This is a genomic window from Halomonas sp. XH26 (genome assembly GCF_024138895.1).
Classification (GTDB): Bacteria; Pseudomonadota; Gammaproteobacteria; order Pseudomonadales; family Halomonadaceae; genus Vreelandella; species Vreelandella alkaliphila.
Genome location: NZ_CP071889.1, coordinates 2,979,558 through 2,992,519 on the forward strand (window position 1 = coordinate 2,979,558; position 12,962 = coordinate 2,992,519).

Annotated in this window: 25 protein-coding genes; 21 read left to right on the forward strand and 4 right to left on the reverse strand. The window is 54.2% G+C overall.

Annotated elements, in window-relative coordinates:
* Window positions 1–942: a replication protein gene (locus tag J4377_RS13645; protein ID WP_253485955.1), complete on the reverse strand. Its 942-nt coding sequence runs from the start codon at window positions 940–942 to the stop codon at window positions 1–3.
* 11 nt (window positions 943–953) lie between these two features.
* On the opposite strand from J4377_RS13645, the gene J4377_RS18860 reads away from it, so the two are divergent.
* On the forward strand, window positions 954–1,085 hold the full coding sequence (locus J4377_RS18860) for a hypothetical protein (RefSeq protein WP_301271683.1): 132 nt from the start codon (window positions 954–956) through the stop codon (window positions 1,083–1,085).
* Here J4377_RS18860 and J4377_RS13650 read toward each other — a convergent pair.
* Genes J4377_RS13650 through J4377_RS13660 form a run of 3 tightly spaced genes read right to left on the reverse strand, consistent with a single transcriptional unit; the run spans window position 1,082 to window position 1,909 of the window.
* Window positions 1,082–1,273 (reverse strand): hypothetical protein, encoded by a 192-nt coding sequence (locus J4377_RS13650; protein ID WP_206049596.1) that lies wholly within the window; start codon window positions 1,271–1,273, stop codon window positions 1,082–1,084. The genes J4377_RS18860 and J4377_RS13650 overlap by 4 nt on opposite strands.
* A gap of 32 nt (window positions 1,274–1,305) precedes the next feature.
* Window positions 1,306–1,635, reverse strand: coding sequence for a hypothetical protein (locus tag J4377_RS13655; RefSeq protein WP_253485957.1), 330 nt, complete (start codon window positions 1,633–1,635; stop codon window positions 1,306–1,308).
* A 58-nt stretch (window positions 1,636–1,693) separates the two neighbouring features.
* Window positions 1,694–1,909, reverse strand: a complete 216-nt coding sequence (locus tag J4377_RS13660; protein WP_253485958.1) for a YdaS family helix-turn-helix protein — start codon at window positions 1,907–1,909, stop codon at window positions 1,694–1,696.
* Between the two features lie 87 nt (window positions 1,910–1,996).
* Between J4377_RS13660 and J4377_RS13665 the strand changes: the two genes are divergently transcribed.
* From J4377_RS13665 to J4377_RS13755, 20 genes are all read left to right on the forward strand, one after another.
* Window positions 1,997–2,692, forward strand: coding sequence for a helix-turn-helix transcriptional regulator (locus J4377_RS13665; RefSeq protein ID WP_301271684.1), 696 nt, complete (start codon window positions 1,997–1,999; stop codon window positions 2,690–2,692).
* Between the two features lie 785 nt (window positions 2,693–3,477).
* On the forward strand, window positions 3,478–3,672 hold the full coding sequence (locus J4377_RS13670; protein WP_253485962.1) for a hypothetical protein: 195 nt from the start codon (window positions 3,478–3,480) through the stop codon (window positions 3,670–3,672).
* A 23-nt stretch (window positions 3,673–3,695) separates the two neighbouring features.
* Window positions 3,696–4,178, forward strand: coding sequence for a hypothetical protein (locus tag J4377_RS13675; protein WP_253485963.1), 483 nt, complete (start codon window positions 3,696–3,698; stop codon window positions 4,176–4,178).
* A 412-nt stretch (window positions 4,179–4,590) separates the two neighbouring features.
* On the forward strand, window positions 4,591–5,019 hold the full coding sequence (locus tag J4377_RS13680; RefSeq protein ID WP_253485965.1) for a zinc-finger-containing protein: 429 nt from the start codon (window positions 4,591–4,593) through the stop codon (window positions 5,017–5,019).
* A gap of 83 nt (window positions 5,020–5,102) precedes the next feature.
* The gene (locus J4377_RS13685) at window positions 5,103–5,333 is read left to right on the forward strand and encodes a hypothetical protein (RefSeq protein WP_253485967.1); all 231 of its coding nucleotides are present in this window, start codon (window positions 5,103–5,105) and stop codon (window positions 5,331–5,333) included.
* Complete coding sequence (locus J4377_RS13690; protein WP_253485968.1) at window positions 5,314–5,469, forward strand: hypothetical protein; 156 nt, start codon at window positions 5,314–5,316, stop codon at window positions 5,467–5,469. Before J4377_RS13685 ends, J4377_RS13690 begins: the two co-directional genes overlap by 20 nt.
* Window positions 5,470–5,613: 144 nt before the next feature.
* The gene (locus tag J4377_RS13695) at window positions 5,614–5,847 is read left to right on the forward strand and encodes a hypothetical protein (RefSeq protein ID WP_253485970.1); all 234 of its coding nucleotides are present in this window, start codon (window positions 5,614–5,616) and stop codon (window positions 5,845–5,847) included.
* 100 nt (window positions 5,848–5,947) lie between these two features.
* On the forward strand, window positions 5,948–6,175 hold the full coding sequence (locus tag J4377_RS13700; RefSeq protein WP_253485971.1) for a hypothetical protein: 228 nt from the start codon (window positions 5,948–5,950) through the stop codon (window positions 6,173–6,175).
* Window positions 6,172–6,468 carry a hypothetical protein gene (locus tag J4377_RS13705; protein ID WP_253485972.1) on the forward strand — a complete coding sequence of 99 codons (297 nt, stop codon included), beginning with the start codon at window positions 6,172–6,174 and terminating at the stop codon, window positions 6,466–6,468. Before J4377_RS13700 ends, J4377_RS13705 begins: the two co-directional genes overlap by 4 nt.
* Window positions 6,465–6,629 carry a hypothetical protein gene (locus J4377_RS13710; RefSeq protein WP_253485973.1) on the forward strand — a complete coding sequence of 55 codons (165 nt, stop codon included), beginning with the start codon at window positions 6,465–6,467 and terminating at the stop codon, window positions 6,627–6,629. The genes J4377_RS13705 and J4377_RS13710 overlap by 4 nt, the downstream gene beginning before the upstream one ends.
* Window positions 6,630–6,703: 74 nt before the next feature.
* The gene (locus J4377_RS13715; RefSeq protein WP_253485974.1) at window positions 6,704–7,543 is read left to right on the forward strand and encodes a hypothetical protein; all 840 of its coding nucleotides are present in this window, start codon (window positions 6,704–6,706) and stop codon (window positions 7,541–7,543) included.
* Window positions 7,536–8,510, forward strand: a complete 975-nt coding sequence (locus J4377_RS13720) for a hypothetical protein (protein WP_253485975.1) — start codon at window positions 7,536–7,538, stop codon at window positions 8,508–8,510. Before J4377_RS13715 ends, J4377_RS13720 begins: the two co-directional genes overlap by 8 nt.
* Window positions 8,511–8,567: 57 nt before the next feature.
* Window positions 8,568–9,161, forward strand: a complete 594-nt coding sequence (locus J4377_RS13725; RefSeq protein WP_253485976.1) for a 3'-5' exonuclease — start codon at window positions 8,568–8,570, stop codon at window positions 9,159–9,161.
* A gap of 60 nt (window positions 9,162–9,221) precedes the next feature.
* On the forward strand, window positions 9,222–9,581 hold the full coding sequence (locus J4377_RS13730) for a hypothetical protein (RefSeq protein WP_253485977.1): 360 nt from the start codon (window positions 9,222–9,224) through the stop codon (window positions 9,579–9,581).
* Window positions 9,581–10,375, forward strand: a complete 795-nt coding sequence (locus J4377_RS13735; protein WP_253485978.1) for a DUF2303 family protein — start codon at window positions 9,581–9,583, stop codon at window positions 10,373–10,375. The genes J4377_RS13730 and J4377_RS13735 overlap by 1 nt, the downstream gene beginning before the upstream one ends.
* Before the next feature lie 52 nt (window positions 10,376–10,427).
* The gene (gene ssb, locus J4377_RS13740; protein WP_253485979.1) at window positions 10,428–10,979 is read left to right on the forward strand and encodes a single-stranded DNA-binding protein; all 552 of its coding nucleotides are present in this window, start codon (window positions 10,428–10,430) and stop codon (window positions 10,977–10,979) included.
* A gap of 255 nt (window positions 10,980–11,234) precedes the next feature.
* On the forward strand, window positions 11,235–11,678 hold the full coding sequence (locus tag J4377_RS13745; protein ID WP_253485980.1) for a hypothetical protein: 444 nt from the start codon (window positions 11,235–11,237) through the stop codon (window positions 11,676–11,678).
* A 146-nt stretch (window positions 11,679–11,824) separates the two neighbouring features.
* Complete coding sequence (locus tag J4377_RS18865; RefSeq protein WP_301271685.1) at window positions 11,825–11,947, forward strand: hypothetical protein; 123 nt, start codon at window positions 11,825–11,827, stop codon at window positions 11,945–11,947.
* 26 nt (window positions 11,948–11,973) lie between these two features.
* Window positions 11,974–12,357 carry an AlpA family transcriptional regulator gene (locus tag J4377_RS13750; protein ID WP_253485981.1) on the forward strand — a complete coding sequence of 128 codons (384 nt, stop codon included), beginning with the start codon at window positions 11,974–11,976 and terminating at the stop codon, window positions 12,355–12,357.
* A gap of 16 nt (window positions 12,358–12,373) precedes the next feature.
* Window positions 12,374–12,808, forward strand: coding sequence for a hypothetical protein (locus tag J4377_RS13755; RefSeq protein WP_253485982.1), 435 nt, complete (start codon window positions 12,374–12,376; stop codon window positions 12,806–12,808).
* The last annotated feature ends 154 nt before the right edge of the window (window positions 12,809–12,962 follow it).

The following is a 12,962-nucleotide window of genomic DNA, read 5'->3' on the forward strand; positions in this document are numbered from 1 at the left end:
TTAATCCCTCGCCCATGCTGGAAGTTCCAGGTCGTTGGTGCCGTAAGAACCCACCGGCATCGGTTGAGCAAAACCCATGCGGCCATCTTGGCGCTGAGGTGTGCGGGCAGCAGGCGGCAGCCAGTCGTTGTCATACTCGGCGTTTGGCCCAAAGAACCGCTGCCCCTGCATGACAAACTCGGTGCGCTCGTCACCCTTGGCACGGATGAACTGGGCGTAGCGCTCCACGCCAGCCTGCATGGTTTCGGCAGGCACGCCCTGCTTGCGGCGAGCACTCCACGCCTTGAAGGCTGATTTTTTGGGGTTTCCGCCAGCTCGTTTCGGGTAAGCCGACCATGCCGCCTCGAAGTCATCGGGGTATGGGGCCGCGCTGGGTTTTGGTTCGGGTGTATCCGGTGGCGTTAGCTCAAGCTCAGACGATGCGGATGGTTCACCCTCTGAACGTAGTGAAGAGGGTTTAGTGTCTTTCCTGTCTTTATAGGTCGGCTCATTTTGGGCTGGTTTAACCGGCTCATTTTGGGCCGACTCGGCTCTTTTTGTCGGAGCCTTCCGTTTTGAGCCGTTTGAAGGTTCCCAGCTTGGAACATCCTTATTCAAAGTGATCGGTGAGCGGCTGCCACCTTTGCGGAAAATAACGTTGCGACGAACTAACTCACTTATCACTTTTGAAACACGGGACTCATGCATCTTGGTTAGCTTGGCAACGTCCTCCGCGAAGATGCGATCACTCTTTTTGTTCCAGCCATACGTCAAGCGAACCACGGCTAGCACTACGCGGCGTTCACGATCAGTAACTGGCGCTCCAATAATCTCATCGAACAACTCATTGGCTATGCGAGTGTATCCATCCTCCACTTGTGGCCCCCTGCCAGAGCGCTCAGGCTCCGGCCTATCGACGTCTTCTCGACGTGGAAACTGGAAAATCTCAGCAGTATTAGTCATAATTAACTCACATGATTTACTTCAAAGCCCAGCACGCTCCCCAGCGCTTATTGCTGGGCTTTGTCGTTTATGGCTTATCTCAAGACGACCTGACAGGGCCTCATATCGCCCCTAAAAAGCGGGCGTTAGCCCGCTGGCACTAAACCGCTCGTAACGTTTGCCTACGCCGTAAGCTGTAAAGCTGATCCTTCAGCGGCCCCGCGATAGCAATCGCGTGATCAAGCATCACGTCTTCTACTGCCACCCCGCGCCGCGATGCTTCCTGTGCAACCACCTCTTGGTGCTGTGGCGTCATGCGCCGATAAGTGCGCGTTAATGCTGCACGGTTCACAGTCACTCCTCGGGCCTAATCCGGCCCTTCTGCTAGGCGCGTAAGCGCTGCATCATCTGCTCAGTGATGCGGTTTTCGATGAGGTGCGCCATGAGGGCTTCCACCATGTCGTCTTGTGCGGCTTGCATGCTCTGGCCTTCGGCCAATCGCTTTAGCAGCACGTCTTGCCGGAGGTTAATCACCTCCATGCCCACTAAGGCGCACTCCCGTATTGCATGGGAGATAACGCCCCCGTGGCGCATTTCGGCTACCTGTTCCAGCGCGAGGTATTCCGAATCCTTAAAGCGCACGCGAGCAGGGTTATCCAGGTGCTCGCCTTCCGCCTTGCGGGTAGTGGGAATACGAGGTTCACGGTTCAGCATTGAGGCTTCCTTCTTCGTTTTTGCTGAGATCGCGGCCTTCACAGGCAGGCGGTTGGGGTTAAGCGGCTTGACCGCTACCAAAAACAGACGGACAAAGCTCAGCGGCTTTGAATTTTCCTTCTGTGATTTTTTCGGCTCGTAGGGCTACAGCAGGAGACATTCCATGCTTTCCGCGCACCCAACCAGAAACGGTGGTTTGGTCTACGCCAAGCGCCTCGGCAGCCTTGGTCTGTGTTTTGAAGTGGTCAACCAGCCGATTGAAAAGCGGGTCCATGGCCTATCTCCCTATGGGTATTCCCCTAATGATAGATATGGTTATACCCCTTTGCAAGCGTATGGGCTATCCCCTAATAATTCAGCCATGGAATTAAAAGATCGCCTCAAGCAGGCTAGAAAGCATCGGAAGATGAGCCAGGCCCGTTTATCTGAAGCAACGGGGCTAGATCAGACGACGATCTCAAACTTAGAAACGGGCAAGGTGCTGTCGACCAGCAAACTTGTTCAAATTGCGCACGCCTTAGATGTGGATGCGCGCTGGCTGGCTACAGGAGCGGGAAGTATGCTAGATGCCGCAATCTCGCCTGACGCCGAGCTGATTGACACTGAAATAATTGAAGGTAACGAACCACTAAGAGCCGACGAGGTTTTATTACCATTATTACGTGAGGTTGAGTTTTCAGCGGGCCAGGGGGCGACGCAGGTTATAGAAAACCATGGCGCTCAAGAGCGCTTTAGCTTGCCGCGTCTAGCTCGCGCTGGCGTCCAGCCGCAAAACGCAGCACTGGCTGTAGCTAGGGGTGATTCTATGATGCCCGCCATTCACGATGGCGCGACACTAGGTATTGATAAAGGCTGTCGATCAGTCATCGACGGCAAGATATTTGTGCTAGATCACGGCGGGATGCTTCGCGTCAAACGTCTTTACCGATTGCCACTAAATCGACTCCGTGTCGTCAGCGATAACTCCGTAGAGTACCCCGAAGAGACATACAGCCTAAGTGACCCAGACGCCCCTAAAGTCCTGGGTCGTGTTTTTTGGTGGGAGAATTTTGACTGATGCTAAGAACGTTCATAACGCTAGGCGCTTTCGTCTCTGGCCTCGCCATTGGCATTGCTTGGGCAAACGACCAGCATTTGGTATCTAAAAAAGATGCCAGAAGCAGCGTCGAACAATGCTCTATGTATTTTGCAGAGAACGCCCCTACCAGCTTAGGTGTTGAAGTAGGCGTCGCTATGTGTAGGCAAATCAACTTCTAGCGCATTTTTTTTCAAACAGACCCGCCCATGAGGCGGGTTTTTTATTGTCAGGATAAAAAATATGGTTATTCCCCTTGACTGTAATTATGGGTTGGCCCATATTTATAAGCACACCGAGCAGCCGGTTAGCTGCCGACGCGATGAAGCCCGAACGTCTGACACATAGGGTGGAGCCGAGAGCGAATTGGGCACGTTTCCAATAGCTGAGATGCGCCGATAGGCGATGACGTTAAGCCAACCATTTTGCGGACGTTAGCAATATGGTCGAAAAGCCCATTCGCAAGAGTGGGCGTTCGGAAGGGAGCTGACACTGTGGTGAAGTGCGATTACCTACCCAGGGATATCTGGCCTAACCGCCTATCAGGTTCGAATCCTGACTTCCTTCACGAATACAGCAAGACCAGCCCGTTCACTGAGCGGGCATCGGGATGGGTGAATGCGCAAGCTAAGGCGAAAAAGGTAGCCGTGCAGCAGTGTACGGAGGGGAAGCTCTAGTGAGGCTGTTGACGCCCTGAACAGGCGTCTGTGTCGGGATTAGCTCCGACCACCCATCCCGATGTTTGATCACGATCACAGGAGAGCGGTATGACAATCTGGATTAGATACTTAAACGAAAAAGGCAAAACACTTCAGGCCAGCATCCACACAGACGGCCTGCCCTCAAATAACCGAGCTGATCATGAAGGCTATGCCCTTGAGAAGCTAAAAGCTGAGTATCCGGCAGGTTCTAATCACGAAGTGCTGCCGCCTCTGTGCGCGGCTAATGGCTATATCGACTAGCCGCTAATCAACAGGAGGTGGGTATGAGCGAACAGAAAGAGAAAGAGCAGCGCCTTTATGCACTGCTGGATGAGCTAGCAGGCGATAGCAAGTACGTTGATCACGTTAAACGTGAGGTTCCAGACACAGACGAACCTATGCAAAACATGATGCGCGCCCATCTAGTCCGTATGGGGCAACTGTTTGCTATTGAGGGTCATAGCGGATTTTCGGCTGGCTATGCCGTGTCGGCGCTGGAAAAGCTGCTTCGATTCGAGCCGCTAGGCCCGCTCACCGGCGAGCCTGACGAATGGGTAGAGCTTGATTATGGCGGCGAAATGAAAGCCCAGAACAAGCGTTGCAGCCACGTATTCATGCGTGCAGATGGCACTGCTTACGATATTGAGGCGCGCATTTTCCGCGAGCCTAATGGAGCTTGCTTCACCGGCAAAGGAAGCAGCGTAGATATCACCTTCCCATACACGCCGACGCGGGAATATGTGGACGTTCCCGCGGACCGCGACTGAGCAATACGCGCTACCTGCGATAGTGAGACCAAGAGCCTGCCGCCTGGGCCGAGAATACAGGCGGCATCGGGGAGTGCGCTGCACGGAGCCTGCCGTCTATTTAAGGGAGCGTAGCCGTGATCACAGCGTGTTCCACCGATGCACCATAAACCCAGCCAATTTAACAGGCGGTTAAAGAAGTAAGGCGGTGCATCAGCGGCCTAGCGATAGGGCGCATCGGTAAGGGTTTGGCCCGTGAGTATCGCTCACTCAGAGCGCTTTGAGCTAAGCGCGTCGGCAACCGAGCCCTTTCCGATGCTGCCATGCATCAACTCCTTGCATACGGATATGCCTTTGCCCGCACCAGGAACAGCGCATAGCGTCACGACTGGCTAACCTGCGGGCTTTTTTACACCCATCAAACGAGGCCGACATGAACGGACTTACCCCCATTTGCCCTTATTGCAGCGAGCTCTCCAATAAAGTAAGCGGCGAAGCCATCTACCCGCATCGCCCCGATCTGTTTCACAAGGTTTTCTACCAGTGCCAGCCCTGCGATGCCTATGTGGGCGCTCACCCAGGCTCCGAAAAGCCGCTAGGCCGTCTGGCTGACTCCGAGCTACGCACTTGGAAGAAGCGCGCTCACGCAGCCTTTGACCCTATCTGGCAAGAGCGCTTTGAGGTGCGTCACCAGAAAGACCTTCGCTACAAGAAAGGAATGGCTAGAGGTGGCCGTTACAAGAAGCTGGCCGACTTGATGGGCATTCCCCGCGATGAATGCCATATCGGGATGTTTGACGTAGAGCGCTGCCAGCAAGCAATTGCTGTTTGCCAATCTGGTGCGCTTCAAGACGACCTATAGCCATTCCCGCGCTGCTTCCCTCATTAACCTGCACTGGCACTGCGAGAGCCGCGAGGCAGCGCGCCTAATTAGAGAGGTGAATTATGAAGAATGCAGATATGCCAGCTTTTGTAGAGTCAGAGCGCGCTGGCGACTACGCGGCAATAGGCCAAGGGCTAAGCAAGCGTGAGCACTTTGCAGGCTTGGCTATGCAGGGATTGTTGGCATCCGGCCCTCACGATTGCGATGAGCATGGTGTTGCACATGACGCCGTACTGAACGCCGACGCCCTTCTTGCTGCCCTGGAGCGCACCAATGCCACACCTACCCGTTAAAGCCATCAGCAACGAAAAGCTAAAGCGGCAAGCAGACGATAGCGCCGCTACCCGCTACCGGCGTCGCATGGAGCTAGACCAGCGGCTAGCGGATATGCGCTTGGCGCGTGAGCTAAGAGAGGTCTGGCAGACATAAGGTCAGCCTTCATCCTTCGCGAACAGCGCGGAAACATCATTACACCGCTGCCCCATCTGGGGCTTTTTTGTAGCCGCAAAAATGCTAAGCGAGCCGCTAAGCGTCGCGGTTATCCCTTCCACTTGATCTACAAGGTGACGAGATATGTCAACGAGAACCCTTAGCGTGGCCGCACTGGTGGTCATCATCGGCAGCATGGTGCTAGCGGCCAACTTGGGCGCGGCTGACAAGGAGAGCCTGCACCGCACCTACTGCGCTGAGGTGGCTGTATGGCAGGCAGAAGAATCACGCGGCATTGATCCGCTAGATCGCACCGGCCATCCAGATTTTAGAGGCATCGCTGCTGAGTCGTGCCCTGGTCTGCGGCCTGCACCGTGATGCCGATCTATTTAGCCGCTCTACTCACTATTACATTCTCGCTAGGTGTTGCGGGCTGCGTTTGGCTAGCAGTCATTACGGCACCGAAGGAGGTTTCGCCATGAGAGCACTCGCCCAGCTACACCAGTTAGCCGACAAATACAGCCGCCTGAGCGGTTTTTTTGTGTCTGTCAGCACTGCGTATCACGCAAGCGGTGACCGCTACGTGTCCGTGATGATCTTTTCTAGCGGGCAGCAGATAGCGCACCTGTATGGCAGTAATGAGGCAGAGGCTGCCGAACAGTTAACCGCTTTTATTGCGACTCAGAAACAGGAGCACGCCGCATGAATATGCGAGTACCTGACCTACCGCTCGACCCGCCAGACGACAGCGTAGAGCGCGATGCGTTTGAGAGAGAGATGGTGCAGGCGTTTGACGAGTATCTATCGGACGGCTGGCTTCCAGGTGGCCATGACCCTAGCGACGTTGACGAGCGGATGCTAGAGCAAATACCGGAAGCGCTGGACGCCTTAATCAAGGCGAAGGATGACGCCGAGCTGTTAGCGCTGGCTAAGCAGATCAGGGATAAGCGCATCGAGATTATCGACGGCCTGATTACTGACAATTTGGAGGCGGCATGAGCGAATGGCGTCTCACAGGCAAAGCAGGCTGGGATGAAGAAACTGGCGTGGCGGTTTACTACGTCACCAAAGGCAGCACCAGCTTGAACGTCAATGACCACGTTGAGCTAGGCAAGCTGCTGGCGGAAGCTCAGGACAAAGAGCCAAGCCGCGAAAACTAAAAAGCCCCTTTCGTGCGCGAACACGTCAGGGGCCATTGATCAACGTCGAGATAGATCACTGGGGAGTATAAACCATGAACCCAACCAACGAGAAGCCGCGCTTACGGGTGCCTTCGGGGCGCTATCGCGTGGTCGATAGCGCCGACCACTTGAAGCTTTGGCACCAGGTCGATAAAACGCCCACCACGGCTATCAAAGAAGCCAGCGTCGATGGCCAGCAAATCACCACGCTGGACGCGATGTATGTCATCGAGCAAGCCACAAAGCTATTTGGCCCCATGGGCATTGGCTGGGGCTACCGCATCGAAGATGAACGCTACGACATTGGCGCACCAGTGCTAGACAACAAGGGCCAGCTAATCGCCCATGAACAAACTCACACCATACGCCTAGCACTCTGGTATCGCTGGCATGGCGAGCGCGGCGAAGTCACCCAGTTTGGCCATACCCGCGCCGTATACCGCACAGGCACCGGAAAGTGGAAGACCGATGGCGAAGCGCCGAAGAAGTCGATCACAGACGCAATCAAGAAGTGCCTGTCACTGCTGGGTTTCGCGGCAGACGTCTATTACGGCAAGTTCGATAACAAGGACTACACCGAGACACAGCAAGCAGCTACCCGCATCGCAGTAGCTGAAAACCAAGACGCTGAGATAGATAAGCTTCGGCAGGATTATGCCGACTGGCTCAAGCGTGAATGCGACACCCTGCGCAACAAAATTGCCCATCCCAAAAGCATCGAGCTGGCTGCCACCGGCATTCTCAATCGTTTGCCTGATAAAGCCAGCATTGCCCGTGTGGAAGCCGACAAAGGCAGAGACATGATCATCAAAGCCCGCGATGAAGGTATCGCCCGCGTCTATGCCGAGCAAGAGAAAGCCAAACAGCAAAAAGAGGAAGCGACCCATGACTAACGCAGCCCCCAACACCGACTACAAAGGCGAGCTGATCGAGCTAGATGCCGTAGAGCAGGCCCTTGCAGGGCTGCGTGAGAAGTACGGCACGGTGCCCAACGTGCAAACAAAAGACGGTTACGAATTATGCAAGAAAGGCATTCGCGAGCTGACCAGTTACCGAACTAGCACCGACAAGCTACGCAAGGAGATTACACAGCCGCACCGTGACTTCATTGAGCGCGTGAACAGCTACGGTAAAGACCTGATCGAGAAGCTGCGTGAAATAGAGCAGCCTCTTAAAGACGCCAAAAAATCAGAAGACGAGCGCGCTGAGCGTGAAAAGCAGGAACGCATCGCCAAGCTGCGAGAGCGTATTAATGTGGAAATTTGGAGCTTTCTGGATACCGCCGTTGGGCTTGATTCAAACGGCCTGGCTGATCTGCACGATGCCGCCGTGGCCATCGACGTAGACGGCTACTTTGATGTGACTGCGGAAGCCGAAGACGCCAAAGCCGAAGTGCTAAAGCGCATTAGCGAGCAGCACGGACAAACGCTGGAACGTGAACGGCTTGCGGCAGAGCAAGCCCAGGTAGAAGCTGATCGCAAGCGCCTGCGTGAAGAAGAAGAGAAGCGCGCAGCTGATCAACGTGAGCTTGAAGAATTGCGCCGTGAGAAAGCTGAACGCGAAGCGGCAGAGAAGCGTAAGGCTCAACCAGAGCCAGCGCCTGAACCTGAACCTGAACCTGAACCTGAGCCAATGCCCGCCGCTGCTGAGCATAAGCCGCTGAACACTAGCCGCTTGAGCGCCGCCGCTGACTCCTACACCAAGGCCACGGTACCGGCTCCAAAAACTGAAACAGTCACAATCAGCCGCGGCGAGTATGACCTGCTTCTAGCCGACCAAGCCAAGCTGCGCGCACTAGAAGCCATGGGCGTCGATAACTGGTCTGGCTATTCCGCTGCGATGGATCAACTAGCCGCTTAACCAACTAATACTTCCTACCACAAGGGGCCTCAAGGCCCCTTTTCTTTGGAGCCTACTATGAACCCTGTTCTCTTCTTCGACACTGAAACCACTGGTCTACCCGACTGGAAATCTCCCAGCGAAAGCGAACACCAGCCGCACCTGGTGCAGCTCGCCGCAATCCTTGCAGACACCGACACGCGTAAGGAAATCGCCACACTAGATTTGATCATTGCTCCTGACGGCTGGGAAATTCCTACCGAGGTATCTGATATTCACGGCATCACACATGAGCATGCTGCCGCTGTCGGTGTAGATGAATCCCTAGCCCTCAACCTATTCTTTCAGCTTTGGGGCCGGTACCCACGGGTAGCTCACAACCGCACCTTTGATCAGCGCATTATCCGCATCGCCGCCAAACGCTATATGAGCGAAGGCGACGCAGAGGCGTGGGCCGATAAAGAAGAGTTTGCCGACACTATGCTTCTGGCCAAACCCATTATGCAGATGCCACCCAAAGGCCGGTATGGCTACAAGTCACCAAAGCTATCTGAAGCCTACGAGTTCTTCACCGGTAAGCAGTTGGAAAATGCGCACAGCGCTATGGCCGATACCCGCGCTTGCATGGAGGTTTACTGGCACCTGCTCGATCACGAAGCGAAAGCCGCTTAACTCATTCCCCACCCTTGGGCCTATGGCCCTACTCACCACACCTCAATGAGGTAACTCGCAATGTCTCATCCCACTGATGTGACCAAGTTCATCGAGGACTTGGACGGCGGCGTATTGGCTGAACGCCTGGGCAAAGTCTTGAGCCATGCAGCAGCCGCTGCAACGGATAACCCCAAGAAGAAAGCCAAAGTCTCGATTGACCTAACGGTCGAGAATATCGGGTCCGGAAGCAGAGTCGGCATCACTCATAAGCTCGCTTTCAAAATCCCGACCGAGCACGGAATGCAGTCGGAAGAACACACCACTGAAACGGTCATGTGTGTGAACACGGGCGGCGAAATGACGCTGGAGCCCAAAAACCAGTTCGACATGATCGGCCACCCGCATCGTAAAGATGCCCACCACGGAGAGCAGCACTAATGTCACTGACCAAAGAAGCCCTGCAGCACATTGAAGCCAGCCACAAAACCGGTACCGAAGCCGCCGAGGGTCACGCGCTGATCGTGGGCGACAACTTCAAGCTGGTGGATATGGAAAAGTACCAAGACCAGCGCCGCCGCTTTCGTGGGCAGTTCAGAACCAAAGGGCTGAAAGACTTTATTGCCTACGTGGCGGGTCGCCAGAGCGGAGCATCGGTATTCATTGACCGCGACGCCATGGCGGCATGCTCTTATCTGGATATCGGCAGTACGGAGCGCCCTGGCCACTGCGATCATTCCGCCACCTTGAACCTGCCCAAAACACCAGAGTTCACTGCCTACCTAAATGCCGACGGCAGCACCTTCGACCAGGAGGAAATGGTCGAGCTGGTAGAAGATTGGGGCCATCTATTGGAGTTTGAAAACAGCAAAGGCGAACCTCTGGAGCGTAGCAAGGTAATTCACGCTTTCCGGAAAGTCAGCCTAGAAGATCTCACCAACATTGAGAGCGAAAAGCAAGAGCATTCCAGCCGAGTTGGCGTCATGAACAGCGTCACCGTAAAGAACGCCGAACGCTTGCCTGCCGTTATCTACTGGAAGCTAACACCCTACGAGGGCTTAACAGAGCGCACACTGGCGATGCGCGTTTCCAGCAAGACAAAAGGCGGGCCATCGTTTGGGTTGCGCGCTATCGCGCTGGATGCCGCCAAAGAAGAGATCGCCGCCGAGTTCGCTGCACTAGTCACTGACGGCCTGCCGGAAAGCGAGTGCCTACTGGGTACCTTCCAGCCTTAACGGAAGCACCCAGCCACACAGGGCCTTCGGGCCCTTTTCATTTGGAGGGCACATGGCCCGAGGCATTAATAAAGTCATCTTGATTGGCAACCTGGGCCAAGACCCAGAAGTACGCTTCACTCAGGGCGGTACCGCCGTCGCCAATCTCAACATTGCCACCAGTGACAGCTGGATGGATCGCAATAGCGGCCAACGCCAAGAGCGAACCGAGTGGCACCGCGTCATCTTGTTCAAGAAAACGGCAGAAATTGCCCAGCAATATTTGAAAAAAGGCTCAAAGGTCTACATCGAAGGCCGACTCCAAACCCGCAAATGGCAAGACCAAAGCGGGCAAGATCGCTACACCACGGAAGTCGTCGCTAACGATATGCAAATGCTGGATAGCGGCGGGCAGCAGCAAGCGCCACAACAAAGCGTGCACCAGCAACCGCCTCAGAATCAGCAGCGCGGTGGCTATCAACAGCCGCCGCCGAATAACTCAGGCTATGGCGCTCCACGGCAGCCCCACGGCCAACACCCACCGCAACATAACCAGCAACTGGCATACGGCGCTCCCAACCCTGCACAGTACGACGACTTTGACGACGAAATACCTTTTAACTGACGCCTTATCGGGGCGCTCAAATACCGAATACACACATCGCGCCTAACCGCTTGCACATCGGTTCGGGAGGCGCGTGGTTTATTTGTACCAATAAGCCAGTGCAGCGGAGATATGCCGCCCCTCCTTAGCTCTACCCTGCAACTGCTGGCATGGGGTCAGCCTGCGCGGGCCGAGTTGACTGTTAATCAGTAGGCATAGGCAAAGCCGTTAGCCCCACGAGACGGGGCCTTTCAGATTTAGTGACAGGAGAGAATCATGAAACTGAATATCACAACGCACATCATCGGCGATGACGAAAATGATAAACGCCTGTTAGTCGCGGGAGGCAAAGTAAAGATGGCCACCGCGTTGGGTGACTTAAAAGCGGAAGTCACTGAGGGTAAGCATAAAGGGCGAACCATAGAGGCCTTTGCCTGGCTCGCTTGCGATGAAGAAAGCGCGACAATCAATATTACCGAGGCCTCAACGGGCTACTGCCTTGAGCGCGTCCATGCCATTGCCGTTATAAACGGCAAGCCATGTAGCGCCACGAAGCTACCAGACGAAGCGTTGCGGAACATGACGCCCAACTTTATGGAAGCTGCCAAGAAAGCAGGCTTCTATCGCTTCGAGAAAGCCGACGATGCAAAGGCCGACACGCTTTTCGAACGCATCGACGCTTTGCCGAAAATCAAAGCAACTGGATCGCTGGTGGCCTAGGAGAGAAATGAGCTATTACCCAAAACCAACGATGTGCATGGCCTGCCGTCACGCCATTGCCGATTGTGGCCACCTGCCCTTTTCTTCAATGCCCATACTGAGCAAAAGCAAGCATCGCATTATCGTCAGCTGTAAGGAGTACCAAGATGCTCGATCAGCTACCCAACGCCAAGCGGATAGCCGCAATAGTGAGGCAGCGGCGGCTTATTCCTGATACGCCACGCTGGCGATTATCTACACGATTATTCAAAGACTACCGCCGCCATTGAGCGGTTTTTTTGTGCCTGGAGGATTTATGAAAGATCAGATTTTAAGCGTAAAAGATCTCACTGACGTTCTTATTGCGGACGAGCCAACTATTTGGCAATGGGTAAGCGAGGGAAGCTTTCCTAAGCCAATGCTAGCAAGGGGGAAGTTTGCACGCTGGCGATCATCTGAAGTAGATCAGTGGGCGAGAAAACATCTGAAAAGTTGGTTATGTGGGCAGGCAAAACCAATCTCAGCAGATTTATGCGTCACAGGTAACGCCAACAGCAAAATGGACAGTGCAGAGCAGGTGCCTTGTAATTTCCGCGTCTCACCTGAGTTTCGACACCGATTAAAGTCATTTGCAGTCGCAAATGAAATGAGCATGGTGGAAGTCTTCACTCGTGCAGTAGATGAGTACATGAAAAAATAAAAGGGCTCTAGGCCACATGACTAATTTAATCCATTCCCACATATGGGTGCGACAGGCTGGTGGCAAGTACGGCGCCTTTGTTTGTCCTTATTGCGGGCATCATTCCGCATCCTGGAAATTCACCCAATCCAGCGGTTTTTGCGATAGCTGTGACAGCATTTTTATAGCGGCTGAATACAACAGCATAATCAGCAGAAAAGGCACAAGCAGAATTTATGTCGAGATCCAACCAAACATGGATGATTCTGCCGCGCCGCGCGAGCATATTCAGCTACTTTCAGAAAAGGTTGAAAAAGCCATTTTCGATAAAGACGTTCCGAAGGAAGCGCAAAGGCATTATTTTCAGCTTCTCGCCACCAGCGCTTTATCAAGCCTCAGTACGATGCTGAAAGAAGACGAGATGAGAACCTTCCTAGAAGATTCAATCATGGTTCTAGTGGATAGCCGGTAAATGCGCCGTATTGATTTTTCCACCAATTAGTAAGCCGCCAACTGGCGGTTTTTTTGTGCCTGGAGGTAGCGATGCAGCCGCTATTAAAGCCGGGCGATGTGGCTAAGATGCTGAATATCAGCGAGCGCAAAGCGTATTCGCTGAAAGATGATAT